Source organism: Streptomyces sp. Ru71 (genome assembly GCF_002920535.1).
Taxonomy (GTDB): Bacteria; Actinomycetota; Actinomycetes; order Streptomycetales; family Streptomycetaceae; genus Streptomyces.
The window spans coordinates 1-21413 of record NZ_PQSS01000023.1 but is presented as its reverse complement, the minus strand read 5'-3'; the positions used below and the strand labels follow the sequence as shown (position 1 = coordinate 21413).

The 21413-nt window shown below is 73.9% G+C and carries 18 protein-coding genes; 7 read left to right on the top strand and 11 right to left on the bottom strand.

Features of this window, described 5'->3' with window-relative positions; genetic code table 11:
- Positions 1-60 precede the first annotated feature (60 nt).
- Both C3489_RS16290 and C3489_RS16285 read left to right on the top strand, forming a co-directional pair.
- Positions 61-1071 carry a LacI family DNA-binding transcriptional regulator gene (locus C3489_RS16290; RefSeq protein WP_103782608.1) on the top strand — a complete coding sequence of 337 codons (1011 nt, stop codon included), beginning with the start codon at positions 61-63 and terminating at the stop codon, positions 1069-1071.
- Between the two features lie 89 nt (positions 1072-1160).
- Positions 1161-2504 (top strand): amidase, encoded by a 1344-nt coding sequence (locus tag C3489_RS16285; protein ID WP_103782550.1) that lies wholly within the window; start codon positions 1161-1163, stop codon positions 2502-2504.
- Positions 2505-2512: 8 nt separating this feature from the next.
- On the opposite strand, the gene C3489_RS16280 is transcribed toward C3489_RS16285, so the two are convergent.
- Positions 2513-2932 (bottom strand): DUF4440 domain-containing protein, encoded by a 420-nt coding sequence (locus C3489_RS16280; protein ID WP_103782549.1) that lies wholly within the window; start codon positions 2930-2932, stop codon positions 2513-2515.
- Between the two features lie 24 nt (positions 2933-2956).
- Here C3489_RS16280 and C3489_RS16275 point away from each other — a divergent pair, with 24 nt between their 5' ends.
- On the top strand, positions 2957-3403 hold the full coding sequence (locus tag C3489_RS16275; protein ID WP_258054714.1) for a helix-turn-helix domain-containing protein: 447 nt from the start codon (positions 2957-2959) through the stop codon (positions 3401-3403).
- Here C3489_RS16275 and C3489_RS16270 read toward each other — a convergent pair.
- Positions 3400-4386 carry a helix-turn-helix domain-containing protein gene (locus C3489_RS16270; RefSeq protein ID WP_219821956.1) on the bottom strand — a complete coding sequence of 329 codons (987 nt, stop codon included), beginning with the start codon at positions 4384-4386 and terminating at the stop codon, positions 3400-3402. The two genes, C3489_RS16275 and C3489_RS16270, sit on opposite strands and share 4 nt — an antisense overlap.
- Positions 4387-4443: 57 nt before the next feature.
- Here C3489_RS16270 and C3489_RS16265 point away from each other — a divergent pair, with 57 nt between their 5' ends.
- The gene (locus tag C3489_RS16265; RefSeq protein ID WP_103782547.1) at positions 4444-5748 is read left to right on the top strand and encodes an MFS transporter; all 1305 of its coding nucleotides are present in this window, start codon (positions 4444-4446) and stop codon (positions 5746-5748) included.
- Positions 5749-5788: 40 nt separating this feature from the next.
- On the opposite strand, the gene C3489_RS16260 is transcribed toward C3489_RS16265, so the two are convergent.
- On the bottom strand, positions 5789-6271 hold the full coding sequence (locus C3489_RS16260; RefSeq protein ID WP_103782546.1) for a GNAT family N-acetyltransferase: 483 nt from the start codon (positions 6269-6271) through the stop codon (positions 5789-5791).
- 56 nt (positions 6272-6327) lie between these two features.
- Positions 6328-6501 carry a hypothetical protein gene (locus C3489_RS16255; RefSeq protein WP_103782545.1) on the bottom strand — a complete coding sequence of 58 codons (174 nt, stop codon included), beginning with the start codon at positions 6499-6501 and terminating at the stop codon, positions 6328-6330.
- Between the two features lie 460 nt (positions 6502-6961).
- Between C3489_RS16255 and C3489_RS16250 the strand changes: the two genes are divergently transcribed.
- The gene (locus C3489_RS16250; RefSeq protein ID WP_103782544.1) at positions 6962-7441 is read left to right on the top strand and encodes a hypothetical protein; all 480 of its coding nucleotides are present in this window, start codon (positions 6962-6964) and stop codon (positions 7439-7441) included.
- 34 nt (positions 7442-7475) lie between these two features.
- Here the strand turns inward: C3489_RS16250 and C3489_RS16245 are convergent, their stop codons facing one another.
- From C3489_RS16245 to C3489_RS16220, 6 genes are all read right to left on the bottom strand, one after another.
- Positions 7476-8969: an SDR family NAD(P)-dependent oxidoreductase gene (locus C3489_RS16245; RefSeq protein WP_103782543.1), complete on the bottom strand. Its 1494-nt coding sequence runs from the start codon at positions 8967-8969 to the stop codon at positions 7476-7478.
- A 103-nt stretch (positions 8970-9072) separates the two neighbouring features.
- Positions 9073-10422, bottom strand: a complete 1350-nt coding sequence (locus C3489_RS16240; RefSeq protein ID WP_103782542.1) for a wax ester/triacylglycerol synthase family O-acyltransferase — start codon at positions 10420-10422, stop codon at positions 9073-9075.
- 201 nt (positions 10423-10623) lie between these two features.
- On the bottom strand, positions 10624-13245 hold the full coding sequence (locus tag C3489_RS16235; RefSeq protein ID WP_103782541.1) for a PA14 domain-containing protein: 2622 nt from the start codon (positions 13243-13245) through the stop codon (positions 10624-10626).
- 201 nt (positions 13246-13446) lie between these two features.
- Positions 13447-14667 carry a glucose-1-phosphate adenylyltransferase gene (gene glgC / locus C3489_RS16230; RefSeq protein ID WP_103782540.1) on the bottom strand — a complete coding sequence of 407 codons (1221 nt, stop codon included), beginning with the start codon at positions 14665-14667 and terminating at the stop codon, positions 13447-13449.
- 51 nt (positions 14668-14718) lie between these two features.
- Entirely contained in the window at positions 14719-15891 is a 1173-nt protein-coding gene (glgA, locus tag C3489_RS16225; RefSeq protein ID WP_103782539.1) for a glycogen synthase, read from the bottom strand.
- A gap of 41 nt (positions 15892-15932) precedes the next feature.
- Positions 15933-16787, bottom strand: a complete 855-nt coding sequence (locus tag C3489_RS16220) for a (2Fe-2S)-binding protein (RefSeq protein WP_103782538.1) — start codon at positions 16785-16787, stop codon at positions 15933-15935.
- Between the two features lie 229 nt (positions 16788-17016).
- Here C3489_RS16220 and C3489_RS16215 point away from each other — a divergent pair, with 229 nt between their 5' ends.
- Positions 17017-18243, top strand: coding sequence for a DMT family transporter (locus tag C3489_RS16215; RefSeq protein WP_103782537.1), 1227 nt, complete (start codon positions 17017-17019; stop codon positions 18241-18243).
- Here C3489_RS16215 and C3489_RS16210 read toward each other — a convergent pair.
- Positions 18233-19426 carry a transglycosylase family protein gene (locus C3489_RS16210; protein WP_103782536.1) on the bottom strand — a complete coding sequence of 398 codons (1194 nt, stop codon included), beginning with the start codon at positions 19424-19426 and terminating at the stop codon, positions 18233-18235. The genes C3489_RS16215 and C3489_RS16210 overlap by 11 nt on opposite strands.
- 333 nt (positions 19427-19759) lie before the next feature.
- On the opposite strand from C3489_RS16210, the gene gndA reads away from it, so the two are divergent.
- Positions 19760-21199, top strand: coding sequence for an NADP-dependent phosphogluconate dehydrogenase (gndA, locus tag C3489_RS16205; protein WP_103782535.1), 1440 nt, complete (start codon positions 19760-19762; stop codon positions 21197-21199).
- Positions 21200-21413: the final 214 nt, after the last annotated feature.

The window sequence follows — 21413 nt, the reverse complement described above, 5'->3', positions numbered from 1 at the left end:
GGAACGTTCAGGGGGGAGCACGGGTTGTCGGGCAAGCGGGTGCCGGCACGCCGGCCGACGATGAAGGACATCGCGCGGCGTGCCGGTGTCTCCGAGAGCGCGGTCTCCTTCGCGCTCAACGGCCGTCCCGGTGTCTCGGAGGTCACCCGGGACCGGGTGCGCCGGGTCGCCGAGCAGCTGGGCTGGCGGCCCAGCACGGCGGCGCGCGCCCTGTCCGGCGAGGGCGCGGCGACAGTCGGTTTCGTGCTGGCCCGCCCCGCCGACACCCTCGGCGTGGACTCCTTCTTCCTCCAGCTGGTCTCCGGTATCCAGGAGGTGCTGGCCGAACGCCATCTGGGGCTGCTGTTCCAGGTGGCCCGGGACGTCACCGAGGAGTGCGCGGTCTACCGGCGCTGGTGGGCCGAGCACCGGGTGGACGGCGTGCTGGTGGTCGACCCGCGCAGCGACGATCCCCGGCCCGACCTGCTGGACGAACTCGGCCTGCCGGCCGTGGTGATCGGCGGTGCGCCGGACGCGCGCCACCCGGGGCTGTCCTCGGTGTGGGCGGACGACGCCGGCGCGATGGCGGCGGTGGTGGACCGGCTGTGCGCGCTGGGCCACCGGCGGATCGTGCACATCGCCGGGCTGCCGGGCCTCGCGCACACGGAGCGCAGGATGCGCGCCCTGCGGGCCGAGGCGCTGCGGCGGGGCCTGGCCGAGGTCGAGTCGGTGACCACCGACTACTCCGACGCCCAGGGCGCCGCGGTGACCCGCCGGGTGCTGGAGCGCTCCCCCGCGCCGACCGCGCTCGTCTACGACAACGATGTGATGGCCGTCGCCGGGATCGCCGCCGCGACCGGGCTGGGCTGGGCGGTGCCGGCCGAGGTGTCGGTGGTGTCCTGGGAGGACTCGGCGCTGTGCCGGCTGGTCGAGCCGTGGCTGTCGGCGCTGTCCAGGGACAGCGTGGAGTTCGGCCGCACGGCGGCCCGCGAGCTGCTCGCGCTGCTGGACGGGGGCCCGGCGCGCACCGTGCGGGTGCCGGTGCCGAAGCTGATCGAGCGGGACAGCACGGGGAGGGCGCGCGGCCGCTGAGGGGCAGGCGTGCTCTCGACGCGGCGGGGGTGGGCGCGGCACAGTTCTCCCATCGCACTACTCACCGGTAATCGCCCCGAGGAGCGCCCGTGACCACCTGGGTCGGTCTGTCCGCCGCCGAGATAGCCGCCGCCGTCCGCGAGAAGCGGGCCACGCCCCGGGAGGTGGTGGCGGAACATCTGGCCCGGATCGAGCGGCTGGACGGGCGGATCGGTGCCTTCCGCACGGTGCGCGCGCGGGCGGCGCTGGCCGAGGCCGACGAGGTCGGCGCCCGGGGCGACCTCGGTGAACTCCCGCTCGCCGGGGTGCCGGTGGCGGTCAAGGACAACCTCGCCGTGCGCGGCGAGTCGACGCGGATCGGCACCGCCGCGACCCCGGACACACCCGCCGGGGACGACCATGTGACCGTGGCCCGGCTGCGCGCGGCGGGCGCGGTGGTCGTGGGCCTGACCAACGTGCCCGAACTGTGCGTCTTCGGTACGACGGAGGGGGTGCACGGCACCTCCCGCAACCCGTGGGACACCTCCCGCACGGCGGGCGGTTCCTCCGGAGGCAGCGCCGCCGCGGTCGCCGCCGGCTTCGTGCCGCTCGCGCTCGGCAACGACGGCATGGGCTCGCTGCGCATCCCGGCCGCCAACTGCGGCCTGGTCACCATCAAGCCGGGCAGCGGCGTGGTCCCGGCGGGCATCGGCGAGGGCGACTGGTTCGGCATGGCGGAGAACGGCCCGCTCGCCACCACCGTCGAGGACGTCCGCCTGGCCCTGTCGGTCCTGGCCGGCGCCGACGCCCTACGCGCCCCGGCGCCCGGGACCCGCAGAATCGCCGTCTCACTGCGCAGCCCGCTGGCCGGGGTGGCGGTGACGGCGCCCTACAGGTCCGCGGCGCGCGCGGCGGCCGGGCTGCTGGCGCGGGCCGGCCACACGGTACGGCGGGCCGACCCGCCGTACCCGCTGTCGCTGGGCGTGACCGCGCTGGCCCACTGGACGGCCGGCACCGCCGTCGACGCGGCCGGCCTGGACGCCCGCCTGCTGACCCGGCGCACCCGGGTCCACGCGGCCCTCGGCCGCCGCTTCCTGAACACCGTGCGCACCGGACGGGCCCGCGAGCAGCTGCGCGAGCGGCTGGAGCCGTTCTTCGAGACGTACGACGTGCTGCTCACCCCGGCGCTGGCCCGCCGCTCCCCCGAGGCCGGGCCCTGGCACGAGCGGGGCTGGCTGCGCAACATCGCCGCCAACACCGCCTACTCGCCGTTCACCCCGCCGTGGAACCTCACCGGCCTGCCGGCCGCGGCCGTGCCGCTCGGCACGCTGCCCTCCGGCGCCCCGTGCGCCGTGCAGCTGGTGGGGCGCCCCGGGTCGGAGCCCGAACTGCTGCAGCTCGCGGAGCAGTTGGAGCGGCTGCGCCCGTGGGAGCGCACGGCGGGTCTGTCCTAGTCAAGCGCTCACCGCGCGGTGCCGAACGGGTTGTCGATGACGTAGCGCCACAGGCCGTCGCCGCCCCGGCGGGCCACGTCCGTGGCGGTGCCCTCCAGGTGGACGGGGCGGCCGTCCGCGCCCGGGCCGTCGAGGACCCAGTCGACGACCAGCAGCGCGAGGTCGCCCGCGACGTAGGCGTGCCGGGTGCGGACCGTGATCGGCACGCCGAGGGACTGGAAGGCGGCGTTGGCGGCTCGCAGGTCCGCCCCGGTCACGGCCGTGCCGGGGCGGGGCGCGAACACCGCGCCCGTCTCGTAGACGGCGGCCAGCGCCCGCGGGTCGCCGGAGTTGAACGCGGCGGCGAACACCCGGGGGTGTTGCGCGGCGTCGGAGGTGAGGGTGACAGTGGGGGCATGATCGCGCGCGGGGTTCACGGGAAGGCTCATGACGGCAGCCAAGCCGGTGGCGGCGTGGCTCACCAAACGGAAACCCACGTGTGGGACCCGGAGTTGGTGCCGTCCGCGGCGGGCCGCACGGACCGGCCCGAGCCCGGCTGCCCGGTCGAGGTCGCCCTGGCGGCGGTGGCGGGCCGCTGGACCACGCTCGTCCTGCGCGAGCTGATGCACGGCCCGCACTCCTTCGGCGAGCTGCGCGCCCGGCTCCCGCGGATCAGCCCCAAGGTGCTCACCGAGCGGCTGGACACCCTGCGCGAGCGCGGCCTGGTGGAGCGACAGCGGCTGCCCGGCTTCCCGGTCCGCACCCGCTACACCCTCACCGCGGCCGGACGCGCGCTGCGGCCCCTGCTGGTGGAGCTCTACCGCACGGGCACGGCGCTCGGCGCGTCGCGGGCCCAGGGCGGTCCGCAAAGTCGCCTCGTTCGCCCGCAGGGCAGGCGGGACTTTGCAGACACCCTCTAACGGCACAGGTCGTCGCCCAGTTCGGTGCGGGCGTAGCGGACGATGCGGCCGGTGCGGGTGCGGGAGAGCAGGCCCGCGTCGTAGAGGACCGCGAGGTGCTGGCTGACCGCGCCCGGGGTGACGTCCAGGCGGTGGGCCAGTTCCGTGGTGGAGGCCGGTTCGGCGAGCAGGAGCAGCAGGCGGGCGCGGGGGCGGCCGAGGAGGCGGACGAGCGCGTCGCGGGTGACCGGCGGGGGCTCCTCGGACAGGGTGGCCCGGCCGCGGGCGGGATAGACCAGCACGGGCGGGCGGGACGGATCGATCAGGGGCTGGGCGCCCCGGGCGAACAGCGTGGGCAGCAGGACCATGCCGCGCCCGGCGATGCCCACCGCGTCGCTCCACGGTGCCGCGACCGTGAAGTCCCGGGTGGACAGCAGCAGTCGGCCCTCGCTCCAGGTGAGCCGGTCGTCCAGCCCGGCCAGCATCGCGGCGGCGCCCTGCTCGGCGAGCATCCGCCCCCGGTGGGCGAGATCGCCCTCCAGGATGGCCTGCACACGCGGCCACCAGTCGTCGCGCAGGCAGGTGTGCCAGTAGGCGTCGAGGGCGTCCGTGAGCCGGGCCAGCAGGGCCGGCGGGTCGGCCAGTCCCCGCGCTATGACGGGCGGCAGCGCGTCCTCGGTGCGGTAGGTGGCGCGGAAGCCGTCGGCGACGACGTCCGGCGGGGTGCGGCGGAGCGTGTCGAGTTCGTCGGCGAAGACGGGACGGGCCCGACGGGGGCGCGGGGTGAGGAAGTCCGGCACCCACAGCCACGGCGCGGACAGGGCGGTCAGCACCTCGTGGTCGAGGCCGGCCAGGTGCGGCCGGATGCGGCGCAGCCACGGCCGGTGGTGCGGATAGCGGGCCGGGTCGTGCAGACAGCGCAGCGAGAACACCGTCTCCTGGAGCGCGGAGTAGGCGAAGGAGGTGGTGGCGAGGTCGCCGACGCCGAAACGGAACTCGATCATTGAGCGCCACGCTAAATCAATGCCGGACCGGCCCGCCGACCGGGTTGCCTGATCCGCATGACCACGACACCCGTCTCACCGGCCCCGGGCCAGGACGACGCCCCCGCGCCCGCCCGCGCCACCCGGGCCGGCGGGCTGCTGCCGGCCGACCCGGCGCTGCGCCTGGCCACCGTGCTGACCGCCGTCAACTCCCTCGGCAACGGACTGTACTTCCCCCTCGGCGTCCTGTACTTCACCCGCATCGTCGGTCTGGACGCGACCGCGGTCGGCGTGGGCATGACGGTCGCGGGACTGGTCGGCGTGGTGGCCGGGGTGCCGGCAGGCCGGGCCGCGGACCGCTGGGGCGCGCGGCGGGTGGGCGCGTTGCTGTGGGGCGGCACGGGCCTGGCGACGGCCGCCTACACACTGGTGCACTCCTACGCCGCGTTCCTCGTCACGGTGATCGTCGCGACGGGACTGCAGATGGCGAGCCGCGGGGTGCAGGGGGCGCTGTACGCCGACGTGCTGCCGGCCGCGACGCGCGTGGAGGCGCGGGCCTATCTGCGGATGGTGACGAACGTCGGCATGGGCCTGGGCGGCGCGCTGGGCGCGGTCGCGCTGCAACTGGACACCCGGTCCGCCTATGTGACGGTGATCCTGCTCGACGCGCTGTCGTTCGCGGGGCCGGCCCTGCTGGTGCCCCGGCTGCCGCTGGCGCCGCACGCCGTCGAGCGGCAGGGCCTGGACGCCGGCGCCCCGGCCGCCGACCGCTGGCGCGCGGTGCGCGATCTGCCGTTCCTGGCGGTCACCGTGCTGAACGCGGTGCTGGTCGTGCAGTTCTCGCTGTCCGAGGTGGGGCTGCCGCTGTGGATCGTGGAACGGACCGAGGCACCCCGCTGGACCGCGGCCCTGCTGATGATCGTCAACTGCGTCCTGGTGGCGCTGCTGCAGGTGCGGGCGGCCCGCCGCGCCTCACAGGTACCGGCCGCGGTGCGGGCGATGGCCTTCTCGGGCCTGCTGCTGGCCGCCGCCTGCGCGGTGTACGCCCTCTCCGCGGGTCTGTCCCCCCTGTGGGCGGTGCTGGCGCTGACCGCCGGTGCGGTGGTGCAGGTCTTCGCCGAGGTGCTCTCCGCGGCCGGCGGCTGGACCCTCGGCTACGAACTCGCCGACGCCCGCGCCCACGGCGTCTACCAGGGCGTCTTCGGGGCCGGCATGTCCGCGGGCATGATGGCGGGCCCGGCCCTGGTCACGGTCACCGCGATCGGTCACGGCGCCCTCGGCTGGGCCCTGCTGGGCGCCCTGTTCGCCGTGGCGGGTCTCGCGGTGCCCCCCGCGGTCCGCTGGGCGGCCCGGGACGGTGCGTGGCGGGGGGAACCGGGGTGAGCGAGGCTGTCCACGGCCAGGCTCGGAGCCGCTGGTGCGTTCAGAGCCGCTTGTGCATGACGTGCAGGCCCACCAGGCCGTGCCGGGGGTGGGCGAAGGCGTCCGGGATCGTGCCGACGATCGTGAAGCCGAGGGAGATCCACAGGGCCACGGCCGGGTTGGTCTCCACCACGGAGTTGAAGACCATGCCGCGGTAGCCCTGGGCCTTGGCCTCGATCAGGATGTGTTCGGCGAGGGCGCGGCCGATGCCGCGGCCGCCACGCTCGGGGTCGACCATGAAACCGGCGTTGGCGATGCCGGCGGCCGGGCCGCCGTAGTTGGGCGTCAGGTAGGCGGAGCCGACGACGGTTCCGGTCTCGTCCTCGGCGACGTAGACGCGCTTGGCCGGGCTCATCCACAGGGCGCGGGCCGCTTCCTCGGTGGTGTCCGGGTCCCAGGCGTAGGTCTCGGCGGCGGCGACGATGCGGTGCCAGAACGGCCAGATCTGCGGCCAGTCCTCGGCCGCGGCTTGTCTGATCAGCATGGGCGTGAGTCTGGCACGCCCATGCGGTCGGCGATCGCGATGCTCCTGCCCGGGACTCAGTCCACGCTGGGCAGGATGTGCGGCTCGGCCAGGTCTTCCTCGTATCCGGCGAGGCGGATGGGGGCGGACCGCGCCCACACGTCGAGGCTGCCGATCTCTCCGGGCCGGCGGCCGGCGCGCTCCGTGCGTTCCTTGGGGCGCTGCTCGCGATTCGTCTTCTCTGGTGTCACCGCGCACTCCTTATGTGTCGGTCACCCGGGGACGTCGTATCGGCCCATGCTGCGGCCTGTTCCTCGACGCCCGCTCGGGTCTGTCTCAAGGCGTTCGGACGCGGTGGCGTCGGCAATTCACAGTGGTTCAGGCCGTGGTGGACCGGCTTGTCCCGTGACGGACGGTGGGTGTGGGTGGGACCCCGTTCTGCTGTCCGTCGGCTACAGATTAACCAAATGAGCGGGGCCCCGCTCGATGGGGCTGAAAATTTGGGGTAACCATGGCAAGTCACGCACATGTCCCCACTAGGGAATTGAACCCTTTGCCCGGTTTGGCGCCTTTTGTCCATCACTCGATCGGCCTATGTTCCCGCGCGGGTCTTCGACTTCGGTCCGCTGTTCAAGTGCCGTTGGTGGTGCGACAAGCCGGCCGTGATCTGCTGTCGTGCCGGCACCGGCTGACTCGCGGGAGGACTGACGCATGGAACTGCGCGGCGTCGAGGAGCTGATGGATCTGCTGTACGCCTGCCGGGGCGTGCGGGACCTGCCGTCCCGCGCCGCCGCCCCGGCCGATCTGCACGACCACGCCCTGCGCACCGCCGCGCTGCTGCGCCGCCGCCACCCCGCCGACAAGGAGCTCCAGGTGGCCGGGCTGGTGCTCGCGGTGGGGCGGCTGCTGCGTCCCGGGGACGCCGCCCAGGGCGCCGAACGCGCGGCCGGCGCGGTGCGCTCACTGCTCGGGGAACGGGTCCACCGGCTCGTGCGCGCGGCCCCACGCGAGAGCGCGACGGCGGACGACGCGCTGGTCGCCCTGCGCCTGGCGGACGAGGAGGCGCGCACCGACGCCCTCGACGGCGGGGTGCTGGAGGACTGGCGCACGGTGCTGGAACTGCTCGCCGCGCGCAACTCCCGCCCCACCGCCGCCGACCGGGCGGACCGGGCGGACCGGGCCGACCGGTAGGCCCGTAAGGTCTACGGCGCCGGGGGGCGGGCCCTCACCACTTGCCGGGGGCGTAGTCCTTCAGGAAGACGCCGTACAGGTCCTCGCCGGCCTCGCCGCGCACGATCGGGTCGTAGACGCGGGCGGCGCCGTCGACCAGGTCGAGCGGGGCGTGGAAACCGGCCTCGGCCAGCCGCAGCTTGTCGTAGTGCGGCCGCTCGTCGGTGATCCAGCCCGTGTCCACGGACGTCATGAGGATGCCGTCGGTGTCGAACATCTCCTGGGCGCTGGTCCGCGTGACCATGTTCATGGCCGCCTTCGCCGCGTTGGTGTTCGGGTGCCCGGCGCCCTTGTAGCCGCGGTTGAACACGCCTTCCATCGCCGAGACGTTGACGACGTACGCGCGACCGCTGGCGGCCTTCTTCGCGGCGTCCGCCATCGCCGGGCGCAGCGCGCTGATCAGGATGAACGGCGACGTGTAGTTGCACAGCTGGGTCTCCAGCAGCTCGACCGGCGAGATCTGGTCGATGGTCTGCACCCAGGTGTTGCTCTCCACGACGTCCGGCACGAGACCGCCGGCGTCGATGGCGGTGCCCTCGATGTGCCGGGCGATGCTGGCGTTGCCGGCGACCAGCGCGAGGTCGGCGACCTTCTGCGCGTCCAGGCCGCTGGTGCCGACCGGCAGCGCGGCGATGCCGTCGACCGCGCCGGAGTTGAACGCGCCGATCACATGGTGGGCGGGCAGTTCACCGGCGGGCAGCGGGGCGCTCTCGCCCTCGACCAGGGCCGCGTAGGCGGAGGGCAGACGGCGGACGGTCTGCGTCGCGTTGTTGATCAGGATGTCGAGCGGACCGGCCTCGGTGACCTGCTCGGCCAGGGCCACCGCCTGCGCGGGGTCGCGCAGGTCGATACCGACGACCTCCAGGCGGTGCAGCCAGTCCGCCGAGTCCTCCATCGCCTTGAAGCGGCGGATGGCGTCCTTCGGGAAGCGGGTGGTGATCGTCGTGTGGGCGCCGTCGCGCAGCAGCCGCAGCGCGATGTACATGCCGATCTTGGCGCGGCCGCCGGTGAGCAGGGCACGCCTGCCGGAGAGGTCGGCGCGGGCGTCGCGCTTGGCGCGGTTCAGCTCGGCGCACTCCTGGCACAGCTGGTGGTAGAAGTAGTCGACCTCGACGTAGCGCTTCTTGCAGGTGTAGCAGGAGCGGGGGCGCTGCAGTATGCCCGCGATCCGGCCGGGCTCGACCTTGGAGGAGGGCAGGATGCCCTCGGTCTCGTCGTCGATGCGCTCGGCGGAGCCGGTCGCGGTGGCCTCGGTGACCGCGCGGTCGTGGGCGGTCTTGGCGGCGCGGCGCTCCTGGCGGCGGCGCTGCTTGACCGTGCGGTAGATGTGCGAGGTGGCCCGCCGCACCTTGATCGCGTCGGGGTGGTCGACGTCGAGCCGGTCGAGTTCCTCCAGCACGCTCAGGCACACGGCCAGGCGCTCGGGGTCGATGCCGGGCCCGTACGCCACCTCGTCCGTGGTCGCCGAGCCGTCCTCTGTCACCGTCATCGCGCTGCCGATCCCTGGTCTGGTCCCGCGGCGCTCCGACCGCGCCCGCTTTCGAACGCGGAATTCTACGGAGCGCCGCACCCCGGAACCAAACGCGCGGGCCTCAGTCCACGCACGCTGTGAGCAGTGTCTCCACCTCCTGGGACAGGGCAGCGGCGAACCGGTCGAGATCCGGTACGGCCTCGGCGTCGGCGACCAGGCCGTAGTGGACCCGGCCCTGGTACGTCGAGACCGCGACCGCCAGGGACTGGCCGCGGGCCAGCGGGGCGAGCGGGAAGACGGCGGTGAGCGGGTTCCCGCCGAGCCTCAGGCTCAGGCTGGGCAGCGGCACGCTGGTGACGAGGATGTCGAACCACAGCCGGGCCGCCTGGCTGACCAGCGGCCCGCCGAGCCGGTGGCCGAGCGCCGGCACATGGTCGGCGAGCAGCGCGACCGCGCCGGCGCCCCGGCCCGGTCCGGCGTCCTTGTTGCGGTCCATCGCCACGCGCACCTGCGCCAGCCGGCCGAGCGGGTCGCTCTCGCCGACCGGGAGCCGTATCAGGTACCCGGAGAGCCGGTTGCCCTGGGGGTGGGCGGTGCGCGGGCGGCGCTTGGAGACCGGGATCAGGGCGCGCGGCGCGACGCCCTCGCTGCCGTCGCCGCGCTCGTCGAGCCAGGTGCGCAGCGCGCCGGCGACGACCGCGATCAGCACGTCGTTGACGGTGCCGCCGACGGTCTTGCGGATGCGGTGCACATCGTCGAGGTCGAGGACCACGCCGGCGGTGCGGCGGGTGCCCGACGGCTCGGCGGTCAGCGCCGGCGTGCTGCGCACACCGAGGGTGGAGACGGCCACGGAGGCGCCGATGTCGAGGGCGCGGCCGACGTCGGACAGGGCGCCCGCCACGGCCCCGCGCACCAGGCCCGGCAGCCGCCGCACATCGGGCAGCAGACCGCGTGCGGGCTCGGCGGGCCTGGGCCGGGACGCGGGCATCTCGACGGGGTCGAGGACGGCGGCGGCCAGGCCGAGCGCCCGCAGCCCGTCGGCCAGGGCGTGGTGGAACTTGAACAGCACGGCGAAGGACACCCCGTCGGCGCCGGGCAGCACATGCGCCTCCCACGGTGGCCGCCCGCGCTCCAGCGGACGCTCCATGAGCCGGCCGGCCTCGTCGTGGAAGTCGGCCGTGGGGGCGTGCAGCCGGATGTGGTCGAGCGGGTCGAAGTCGGGCACGGGCTCGCGCACGGCCCCGCCGAAGGAGAACGGCGAGCGCGCCTCGCGGGGCTGCCAGACGTCACGGATGCGCATGCGCAGCCCGGGCACGGCCGCGGCGCGCGCGGCGAGCAGGTCGGCCGCGTGCGCGCCCGCGGTCGGCGAGTGGGCGGAGAAGATCCCGAGCGCGCCCAGGTGCATGGGGTGTTCGGGGGACTCGATGTTCCAGAACGCCAGGTCGAGAGGTGCGAGCAGATCAGAAGTCAAGGGCTTGCCTCGCGTCGACGGACCGATGAGTGTGCAGTCAAACCCCTGGAACCGATTACGGTCAAGTACGATCAGGCTACGCACAGTTAACAGCAGATTAAGTCCCGTCCCTCGTGTGAGGGACGGGACTCATGGGACTCAAGGGGTCGTTGAGGTCACTTCACCCGGACGGCCGCGAGCCGACCGGGCGGCGCGCACGGGTCAGGAAGCGGGGCAGCCTGCGACCCTCGCCTGCGACGCGTCCCGGATCAGCGCGCGATGGGCGGCGCGCAGCCGGCCGGCGTCCGGCTTGAGCACCCGGCGGTCGTAGGTGAGCAGGCCGTTCAGCTCGCCCTCGACGTCGCTGATCTGTGTGTAGACGGCGCCGTTGCCGCCCCGGCAGGCCAGCGCGCGCACCTCGCCGAGCTTCGCCAGGTAGTCGTCGGTGTACGTCGCCGGGTCGACGTCGACGTAACTCTGCTGCACCGGCCAGGCGTGCCCGGGCACCGCCAGGCCGAGGCCGCCGTACTCGCCGCTGAGCAGGGCGCGTTCCCCGTCCGGGTGGGGCGGCAGGGCGGGACTGGGGTAGCCGTGCTCGTCCATCACGTCGCCGGTGCCGCCGTCGCGGCCCAGGTTGAGCCCCGACATGCCGTTGACCAGCCGGGTGGGGTCCCAGGTCTTGGCCTGGTCGGCGATGCGGGCCTCGTCGTACTGGCCCCAGCCCTCGTTGAAGGTGACCCACATGATCACCGACGGGCTGGAGACGTGGTCCTCCATGATCTTCTTCATCTCCCGCTCGTACTCGGCGCGGGCGGCGGCGTCCGGGTTCACACCGGCGGTCGTCGCGGGCATGTCCTGCCACACCAGCAGGCCCAGCCGGTCGGTCCAGTAGAACCAGCGGTCGGGTTCGACCTTGATGTGCTTGCGCACGGAGTTGAAGCCGAGCCGCTTGTGCACCTTCAGGTCGTACGCGAGGGCGTCGTCGGTCGGCGCGGTGTACAGGCCGTCCGGCCAGAAGCCCTGGTCGAGGGTGGCCATCAGATAGACGGGCTTGCCGTTGAGGACCGTGCGGGGCACTCCGTCGATCTTCCGCACGCCGATGGAGCGCATCCCGAAGTAGCTGCCGACGCGGTCGGCGCCGACGGTCAGCCTCAGGTCGTACAGGAACGGGTCGTCGGGCGTCCACAGGTGCGGGTCACTGATCGTCAGGGTCAGCGGGGTGCCGGTGGTGCCGTGCGCCGTGGCCACGAGGCGGCCGTGCGCGTACGCCGTCGCCGTGACCGGTACGCCGGCGCGTACGCCCCGCGCCTCGACGGTGAGCGTGTCGCGGATGAGGTCGGGGGTGAGCTTGAGGGCCTCGACATGGTCGGCGGCGACCGGCTCCAGCCAGACCGTCTGCCAGATGCCGGAGGTCGGGGTGTACCAGATGCCGCTCGGGTCCAGGCGCTGCTTGCCCAGCGGCGGGTTCTCGCCGCCCGCCGCGTCGGTCGGGTCGTACACGCCGACGATCAGTTCCTGGGTACGGCCGGGCCTCAGCGCGTCGGTGATGTCGGCGCTGAACCTGTCGTAGCCGCCCTGGTGTTCGGTGACCTCGGTGCCGTTGACGTACACCTCGGCCCGCCAGTCGACGGCGCCGAAGTTGAGCTTCAGCCGCTTGCCGGAGCCGATGTGCCAGCCGGGCGGGACGGTGAAGGTGCGGCGGTACCACATACGGTCCTCGTGCCGCTCCAGGCCGGACAGCTGCGACTCGACCGGGTAGGGCACGGTGATCCGCTCGGGCAGGTCGCGGCCAGTGGGCGGCCGCTCCTGCGCCTCGGCGGCGGCGAACTGCCAGCGGCCGTTGAGGTTCTGCCAGGCGTCGCGGGTGAGCTGGGGCCTGGGGTAGTCGTCGAGCGGCCGCTCCGGATCGACCTGGTCGGCCCAGGGGGTGCGCAGTTCGTACGTCGAGCGGTTGGGGCCGCTGCTCCAGAAGGCTTTGACAACGTTGCCGTCGGTCCCCGTCAGGCCGCCGGCTCCGTCGTAGCGGACGTCGGCGGTGCCGCGGGCGGTACCGGCCTTGTTGCCCACGACGGGCTGGTCGAGGGCGACGAGCAGGGCCCTGGGGTCGGCGGGGTCGGGCCGGGCGCCGGCCAGCGGCCAGGAGGCGCCGCCGATGACGGCCCGGAGGTGGTCCGTGAAGGAGGCCGGGGGCGCGGCCAGGGTCTGCGCGAAGTCCAGCTTCAGGGTGCGGCCGTCGGCGAGGACGGTGGCGGCGGTGGCGCCGTCGTAGTCGAAGCCGTCGGGCAGGCGCAGCGCCGACTGCGGCACGGTCTCCTTGGCGCCGCCGGGCTCGGTCCAGCGCAGATGCAGGTTGGAGCCGCCGAAGTGCTCGAAGTACTCGACCTTGAGGTCGTAGGACTGTCCGGCGGTCAACTCGACGGGAGCGGAGGCCTGTTCGCGGTCCCAGTCGTCGACCCAGTGGTCGATGGCGAGCCGGCCGCCGACCCACAGGCGGAAGCCGTTGTCGCCGGTGATCGAGAAGGTGTGGGGGCCGGACCGCTCGGGGACGAGCTTGCCGGTCCAGCGGACGCTGACGTCGTCCGACTGTCCGGTGGTGAACTGCAGGCGCGGCTCCAGGGTGTCGAAGTCGAGGTCCGGGTCGAAGCCGGTGGCCTTCAGCTCGTGGAAGTCGAAGGCCCCGGGGGCGGACTGGGTGTAGTACTCGCCCTTGAGGCCGTGGACCTCGACGGCGTCCGCGGCCCGGGCGGTGCCGGCGCCGGCGGCCGGGGCCGCGGTCAGACCGGCGAGCCCTAGGGCCGTGGCGAGCAGGAGCGTGAGTTTCGTTCTGAGGCGTCCGGTGCGCATGGATCCTCCTTCGGGGGAAGGCGGGTGACGGCTCGTCGCCCGGGACGGGCGCGCTTTTACATCGTTGTAAACAGCGGCCCTCGGCATGACAGCACGGATTCCGGTTCCCGTCCAGGGCATGACAAGCGGACGGGCAGACGGGGGCGGACCGGGGCGGGGACGCCTGCCGCGCCCCCGCCGGACCCACGTCGGCGCCTACGGCTAGGAGACCCGCTGGTCCTTGCCCAGGGCGATCACTCCTGCCTTGGAGACCGTGTACAGCTCCGCGTCACGGCTAGGGTTGACGCCGATCGTCGCGCCCGGCGGCACCTCGACGTTCTTGTCCAGGATCGCGCCGCGCACGATCGCACCCCGGCCCACGTGGACGTTGTCGTGCAGCACCGAGCCCTGGACGACCGCACCCGGGTCCACCACCACGCCCGGGGACAGCACCGAGCGGGTGACCTGGCCGCGGATGAGGCACCCGGCGCTGATGATCGACTCGCTGGCGATGCCGCCGGCGTTGAAGCGGGCCGGGGACAGGTCGGTGGAGTGGGTGTAGATCGGCCAGTGCCGGTTGTAGAGGTTGAACGCGGGGCGCTCGGCGATGAGGTCCATGTGGGCCTCGTAGTACGCGTCGATGGTGCCCACGTCCCGCCAGTAGCCCTGGTCGCGGCTGGTCTCGCCGGGCACGTGGTTGGCGCTGAAGTCGTACAGCTGCGCCTCCCCGCGCTCGGTGAGCTGGGGCAGGATCGAGCCACCCATGTCGTGCACGGACTTCGTGTCCTCGGCGTCCCGGTGCAGGGCGTCGATCAGCGCCTTGGTGGTGAAGATGTAGTTGCCCATCGAGGCGAACACACAGGCCGGGTCGTCCGCGAGGCCCGGCGGGTCCGCGGGCTTCTCCAGGAAGCGCTCCACCGTCCGCCCGTCCGAGCCCGGCGTGATCACGCCGAAGGACGAGGACTCGGCGCGCGGCACCCGGATGCCGGCCACGGTGACGCCCGCGCCGCCCTCGATGTGCTGGGCCAGCATCTGGCGCGGGTCCATGCGGTACACGTGGTCGGCGCCGAAGACGGCCACGTACTCGGGCTGCTCGTCGTGGATCAGGTTCAGCGACTGCAGGATCGCGTCCGCGCTGCCCAGGTACCAGCGCGGGCCGAGGCGCTGCTGGGCCGGGACGGGGGTGACGTAGTTGCCGAGCAGGCTGGACATCCGCCAGGTGGTGGTGATGTGCCGGTCCAGCGAGTGCGACTTGTACTGGGTCAGCACGCAGATGCGCAGGATGTCGCCGTTGACGAGGTTGGACAGTACGAAGTCGACGAGCCGGTACGTCCCGCCGAAGGTGACCGCCGGTTTGGCGCGGTCGGCGGTCAGGGGCATCAGGCGCTTGCCCTCTCCGCCCGCGAGCACGATGCCGAGCACCGAAGGACCACCACGACGCATGGCCGCTCCCCTCACCACTGGTTGACCGATGCCTGCCCTTGGTCAGGGCGCTTACGCCTGCTTCCTGCCGCCGAGGATCTCCTCGTAGAGCTCGACCGTGCGCCGTGCGACCGCGTCCCAGCCGAACCGGGTGACCGCCCGCTCCTGTCCCGCCTCACCCATGCGCCGGGCGGCGACCGGGTCCCCGAGGACCCGGTCCAGCGCGCGGGCGAGACCCGCTTCGAAGTGGTCGTCCACATCGACGAGTACCCCGGTCACGCCGTCCTCGACGACCTCCGGGATGCCGCCGACCCGGGAGGCGACCACAGGGGTGCCGCAGGCCATCGCCTCCAGGTTCACGATGCCGAGCGGCTCGTACACCGACGGGCACACGAAGGCCGCCGCGTGCGTGAGCAGCTGGATCACCTCGGGACGCGGCAGCATGCGCGGAATCCAGCGCACCCCGTCGCGTACGGCGCTCAGCTCCTCGTACAGCGTGCGGAACTCGCGGTCGATCTCCGGGGTGTCGGGGGCGCCCGCGCACAGCACGACCTGGGCGGCCGGGTCGATGTCCCGCACGGCCCGCAGCAGGTGCGGGACGCCCTTCTGCCGGGTGATGCGCCCGACGAACAGCACGTACGGGCGGTCCGGGTCGACGCCGGCCCGGACGAGGGCGTCGGTGCCGGGATCGGGCCGGTACAGCGCGGTGTCGATGCCGTTGTGCACGACGTGCACCCGCTCCGGGTCGAGCGCCGGATAGCAGGCCAGGATGTCCTCGCGCATGGCACCGGAGACGGCGATGACCGCGTCGGCGGACTCGAAGGCGGTGCGCTCGGCCCAGCCGGACAGCTCGTAGCCGCCGCCCAGCTGCTCGGCCTTCCAGGGCCGCAGCGGCTCCAGCGAGTGCGCGGTCACCACGTGCGGGACGCCGTACAGCAGCTTGGCGAGGTGGCCGCCCAGGTTGGCGTACCAGGTGTGGGAGTGGACCAGGTCGCGGCCCTGCAGCGCGGCGGCCATCGACAGGTCCACGGAGAAGGTGCGCAGCGCGTCGTTGGCGTCGTCCAGGCGGGACCAGGGGCGGTGGCGCTGGATACCGGCCGCCCTGTCCGCGGCGGAGCCCTCGCCCCAGCAGTGCACGTCGAGATCGACCAGCGGCCCGAGCTCACGGGCCAGGAACTCGACATGGACGCCCGCGCCGCCGTACACGTCCGGGGGGAACTCCCGGGTCAGCAGTCCCACTCGCACCCGTCGACCCCCTGTGCTCAGCGGCTGTTGCCCCTTCATGGTCACTCAGACGGGGCCCGCGGGGAAGAGCGCGGTGGGCTCGGGAAGCAGCAGTCGCCACACACGCCCCCGCCGGGGACGCGGTAGTACAGGCAGCAACTGCGGCGCCGGAAGCCCCGGGCCGCGGTGAAGGTGCCCGCGCCGGCCAGCTCCGGGTGGGCGAGCAGGGCGGCGGTCAGCGCGCGGGCGCGGGCGGCGACCTCGGGGCGGCCGTGGGCCGTGGCCCAGCGCCCCAGCTGCCCGGCGGCGCCCACCAGCGCGGAGGCGGCGTTGCCGCGCAGCAGCCCGGGCGCGAGGCGGTAGCGGGCACGCAGCGCGGCGCCGAGGGGGCGCAGGTGGGCGGCCAGTACGGCGTCGGCGAGGGCGGCGGGGACCGGGTGCGCGGGGTCTTCCCAGGGGTGGGGTTCACCTGCGGCGGTGGCGACTGGGGGCGCGGGGTCTTCCCCCAGGCGGCGTTCCCCTGCGGTGTCGGCCAGGGCCGGCCGGAGGTCGTCGCGCGGACGCGCCTCGGTGAGCCACAGGTCGTCGGGGGCGCCCGCGTCCGGGTCCCAGTGCAGCAGCCGCGGGTCGAGGTCCAGGACCGTACCGTACAGCGCGGCACTGCCGAGGGCGACGGACCACAGCCTCGAAGCCAGCCCCTGGTGGGCGATGGACGCCGCGACCCGCGGCTCGGGGGCGCGGATGCTCCCCGCGACCTTCCGCACCCGGATGGCCAGGGGATCTCCGCCGGCCCGCGGCACATCGTCGCCGTAGGCGTCCGCGAGCGTGGGCAGCGGGCGGGGTGCCCGCGAAGTCACGTGCAGCAGGAAGAAGCCGCCGAGCGGCCGGAGGGCGGCGAGGCCGGGGTCGAGGTCCACGGGCAGCAGTAGTAGCAAGTCCGTGCCCCGCTGTGATCACCGGGTGGCCGCCCTGTGTCACCCCCCTGAGGTATGAGCGGGCTCCAGGCGTACTCCACCGGCAGTAGGAAGCATTCAGTGCTCAGGGACGACGACGTGGAACAGGGTGAAGAGGCATCGTGTTGGTCATGCGAGCCGACCGTTCGTCGCGCCGGGGCCGACGCCCCCGCCTCACGCAGAGGAGCAGCTCATGAGCGCCCTCGCGTTGTCCGTGCTGCTGTCACTCGTCTCGGCCGTCGCCTACGCGGCCGGGGCCATCGTGCAGGAGCGGGTCGCCGCGAGCGGCGCCGACGAGAGCTACGCGCCGCTGCGCCGGCCCGACTGGTGGGGGGCGCTGGCGCTGAACGGCCTCGGCGGTCTGCTGCACGTGGTGGCCCTCGCCTATGGCCCGCTCAGCCTGGTGCAGCCGCTGGGGGCGCTGACGATCGTGCTGGCGCTGCCCATGGCGGCCCTGTTCGTCGGCCGCCGGGCCGGGGCGACCGCCTGGCGCGGGGCGATCATGGCCACGGTGGGCCTCGCGGGGCTGCTGGCCCTGGTCGGCGCCTCCGAGGCGCAGTCGCTGGACACCGCCCAGCGTGTGGCGTCGGCGCTGGCCGCCGGCGGCGCGGTGGTGGCGCTGATGGTGGCGGGCCGGGCCGCGCACCGGCATCCGGCGGTGCGCAGTGTGCTGCTGGCCACCGGCTCGGGTGTCGCCTTCGGCATGTCCTCGGTGTTCACCAAGACCGTCGCGGTGGACCTCGCCGACGGTGTGGTGATGTCGGACGTGCCGTCGCTGGCCGTCATCGGCGTGTTCGCGTGCGCCGGTGTGCTGCTGTCGCAGGCCGCCTACCGTGGTGCCGGTCTGGCCGCTCCGCTGGCCACGCTGACCGTGGTGAACCCGGTGGTCGCGGCGGCGGTGGGCATCACGATGTTCGGCGAGACGTTCCGCTACGGGCCGACGGGCACGGTGCTGGCCCTGAGCTGCGGTGTCCTCGCCGCGGGCGGACTGATCCTGCTGACGACCGAGCGGCTCACGCGGACGCCGGACGCGGTGGAGCGGGACACGGTGGTGCCGGACGCGGTGGTGCCGGACGCGGTGGAACAGGGCGTCACGGAGCGGGACGCGGTCGCCCTCCCGGCGGGCGACGGGGCGGCGCTGCTCGGGAAGGTCCCGGAGCAGCCGGCGGGTGGCCCGGACCTGGCCGCGCGGGATACGGCACATGCCGTGGCGGCCGGCGGGCCGGGAGCCGTCCTGCTGGCGGCGCCGGACGCCGCCGAGGAGGAGCCGGTGGCGTACCTGGCGGCGGACACGGCGGGCTGGCCGGAGAACGCGCCGTACGACAGTGCCCCGGTCTTCTTCGGACCCTGTGGCCCGGTGCTCGCACCGGGCATCCAGCTGCTGGCGCCGGGCCGTCGCCGCGCCCGGGTCAGATCCTGACGCCGCCGGCCCGCAGATAGGCCAGCGGGTCCACGTCCGTGCCGAAACCGGGTCCGGTCCGCACCTCGAAGTGCAGGTGCGGGCCCGTGCTGTTGCCGGTGGAGCCGGAGCGGCCGATGCGCTGGCCGCCGCCCACGGACTGCCCGGCCCGCACGGAGATGGCCGACAGGTGCGCGTACTGGCTGTAGCGGCCGTCGGCGTGCCGGATCACCACCTGGTAGCCGAAGGACCCGCCCCACCCGGCGTCGACGACCTCACCGGGGCCCACGGCCCGCACGGAGGTGCCGGTCGGCACGGGGAAGTCGACGCCGGTGTGGTAGCCCTTCGACCAGGAGGAGCCGGCCCGGTGGTACGGGGTGCCGATGCCGCCGGCGACCGGGGCGACGAGGGTGTGGGGGCCGGACTTCCGGGCCGGCTGCGGTGAGGTCTTCTTCGGGGTGTCCGGCTCGTGCGTCCGGGGCCTGGTGCCGTGGCTCTTGTGGGCGGGCTCGGCCGTCCCGGCGTGCAGGCGCAGTCGCTGGCCGGGCACGATCAGGTCGGGGTCGGCGCCGACGGTGGCGCGGTTGGCCTGGTAGAGCCGCTGCCAGCCGCCGGGGACGTCGTGGGAGTCGGCGATGCCCGACAGGGTGTCACCGGGCACCACGGTGTACATCTCGGTGCGGCCCGCCCGCGACTGGGGCGTGGTCTGCGGCTGGACGTCGCGCACCGAACGCCCGGCGGACCGCTCGGGCGACCGGTGGGCGGAGCGCTCTGCGGAACGGGATGCGGTGCGGCCGGCGTCCGGGTGGACGTCGGGTGTGCCGCCGTCCCTGGCCAGCCCGGCGCGCGCCGAGCACACCGGCCAGGCGCCGGGGCCCTGTCCCTCCAGCACCTTCTCCGCGACGGCGATCTGCTGGTCGCGGGTGGCGAGGTCGGCACGCGGGGCGTACTTCGCGCCGCCGTACGCCGCCCAGGTGGACTGGGTGAACTGCAGCCCGCCGTAGAAGCCGTTGCCGGTGTTGATGCTCCAGTTGCCGCTGGACTCGCAGGCGGCGACCTTGTGCCAGGTGCCCACGTCGGCGGCGTGCGCCGCACCGGCACCGATGAGCGGGAGGGCGATGCCCGCGCCGCCCGCGGTGACCGTGAGCGAGGCGCGGTTGATCCTGTTCGGCTGGTACCGGCGGTGCCGGCCGCGTACGGCCATGCTGGGAGCCCCCCTCGACACAGGTCGGCGTCAGAGTTGGGAAAGTATGCGCCGCCCGACAGCCGTGGCAAGACGGCAATCGGCCGCCCGGCCGGTTCAAGTGGCCGGTAACCGCCCCCCGTTGGCCGGAGCGGCGGCGACCGGGCCGGTCCGGGCCTGAGACTCCGGGCCCCGCCGTACGTACCCAAGGTCCGACGCGGTCGCCGGTGCGGCCGGCGTACCGGCACGTCAGCATGGTCGAGGGGCGATACTGGCGGGCGAGAACGGCACGATCCACCACCAGCTGCATCTTCTACATCCTCTTTGCCTTCTATGTCTTTGGGAGCAGGCGGTATGAGCACTTCAGCCCAGATCGGCGTCACCGGACTCGCGGTGATGGGCCGCAATCTCGCCCGTAACTTCGCGCGCAACGGCTACACGGTGGCGCTGCACAACCGGACGGCGTCGCGGACGCACGCGCTGGTGGAGGAGTTCGGGCACGAGGGCGACTTCGTCGCGGCCGAGACCGCCAAGGAGTTCGTGGACGCGCTGGAGCGGCCGCGCCGACTGGTGATCATGGTGAAGGCCGGGGAGCCGACGGACGCGGTGATCCAGGAGTTCGCCCCGCTGCTGGAGCCGGGCGACATGATCATCGACGGCGGCAACGCGCACTTCGCGGACACCCGGCGCCGGGAGCGGGAGCTGCGCGAGCGGGGCATCCACTTCGTCGGCACGGGCATCTCCGGCGGCGAGGAGGGCGCGCTGAACGGCCCGAGCATCATGCCGGGCGGCTCGACCGAGTCGTACGACTCGCTCGGTCCGATGCTGGAGAAGATCTCCGCGAAGGCGGCGGACGGGGCGCCGTGCGTGACGCACGTCGGTCCGGACGGCGCCGGGCACTTCGTGAAGATGGTGCACAACGGCATCGAGTACGCCGACATGCAGCTGATCGGCGAGGCGTACCAGCTGCTGCGCGAGGTGGCCGGGTACACGCCCGCGGAGATCGCGGAGATCTTCCGCACCTGGAACACCGGCCGGCTCGACTCGTACCTGATCGAGATCACGGCGGAGGTGCTGGCGCACGTCGACGCGGCCACGGGCAAGCCGTTCGTGGACGTGGTGGTGGACCAGGCCGAGCAGAAGGGCACCGGCCGCTGGACGGTCCAGATCGCCCTCGACCTCGGTGTGCCGGTGTCGGGCATCGCGGAGGCGGTCTTCGCCCGCTCCCTGTCGGGCCACGCGGCCCTGCGGGAGGCGTCGCGTGGGCTGGCCGGCCCCAAGCCGTCCCCGCTCTCCGCCGCCGACGCGGCCACCTTCGCGGACCGGGTGGAACAGGCCCTGTACGCCTCGAAGATCGTGTCGTACACCCAGGGCTTCCACGAGATCGCCGCGGGCAGCGAGGAGTACGGCTGGGACATCGACCTGGGCGCGGTGTCGTCGATCTGGCGCGGCGGCTGCATCATCCGGGCGGCCTTCCTGGACCGGATCCGCGCCGCGTACGACGCCCGGCCGGACCTGCCGAGCCTGCTGAGCGACGAGACGTTCGCGCGGGAGATCGCGGCGGCGCAGGACAGCTGGCGCGAGGTTGTCGTCGCCGCGACCCTCCAGGGCGTGCCGACCCCCGGCTTCTCCGCGGCCCTCGCCTACTACGACGCCCTGCGCGCCGAACGCCTCCCGGCCGCCCTCACCCAGGGCCAGCGCGACTTCTTCGGCGCGCACACCTACCGCCGGGTGGACCGCGACGGCTCCTTCCACACCCTGTGGGGCGGCGACCGGACGGAGATCACGGCGTAAGGACCAGCCGTCCGGAAGGGCCGGGGCGGGCGACCGCCTCGGCCCTGCCGGCGTCGGGGGCCGGACACCGGCGGGGCGGCGGGGGCCGCACGTAGGCGGGGTCTGGCCGCCGGCCGGCCGGCCCGCCGCAGTCGCCAAGTCCTCAGCGCCGTCCGGCTAGGACAGCGGTGGGCCCGGTTCCGGGTTCGGGAGGGGTTCGGGGCCCGGGGGGATC

Coding starts and splice junctions, on each gene's coding strand:
- C3489_RS16250 (WP_103782544.1), top strand. CDS start 6,962: ATGGAACTGCGCGGCGTCGAGGAGCTGATGGATCTGCTGTACGCCTGC.
- C3489_RS16270 (WP_219821956.1), bottom strand. CDS start 4,386: ATGATCGAGTTCCGTTTCGGCGTCGGCGACCTCGCCACCACCTCCTTC.
- C3489_RS16245 (WP_103782543.1), bottom strand. CDS start 8,969: ATGACGGTGACAGAGGACGGCTCGGCGACCACGGACGAGGTGGCGTAC.
- C3489_RS16215 (WP_103782537.1), top strand. CDS start 17,017: ATGAGCGCCCTCGCGTTGTCCGTGCTGCTGTCACTCGTCTCGGCCGTC.
- C3489_RS16290 (WP_103782608.1), top strand. CDS start 61: ATGAAGGACATCGCGCGGCGTGCCGGTGTCTCCGAGAGCGCGGTCTCC.
- C3489_RS16280 (WP_103782549.1), bottom strand. CDS start 2,932: ATGAGCCTTCCCGTGAACCCCGCGCGCGATCATGCCCCCACTGTCACC.
- C3489_RS16210 (WP_103782536.1), bottom strand. CDS start 19,426: ATGGCCGTACGCGGCCGGCACCGCCGGTACCAGCCGAACAGGATCAAC.
- C3489_RS16260 (WP_103782546.1), bottom strand. CDS start 6,271: ATGCTGATCAGACAAGCCGCGGCCGAGGACTGGCCGCAGATCTGGCCG.
- C3489_RS16235 (WP_103782541.1), bottom strand. CDS start 13,245: ATGCGCACCGGACGCCTCAGAACGAAACTCACGCTCCTGCTCGCCACG.
- C3489_RS16265 (WP_103782547.1), top strand. CDS start 4,444: ATGACCACGACACCCGTCTCACCGGCCCCGGGCCAGGACGACGCCCCC.
- glgC (WP_103782540.1), bottom strand. CDS start 14,667: ATGCGTCGTGGTGGTCCTTCGGTGCTCGGCATCGTGCTCGCGGGCGGA.
- gndA (WP_103782535.1), top strand. CDS start 19,760: ATGAGCACTTCAGCCCAGATCGGCGTCACCGGACTCGCGGTGATGGGC.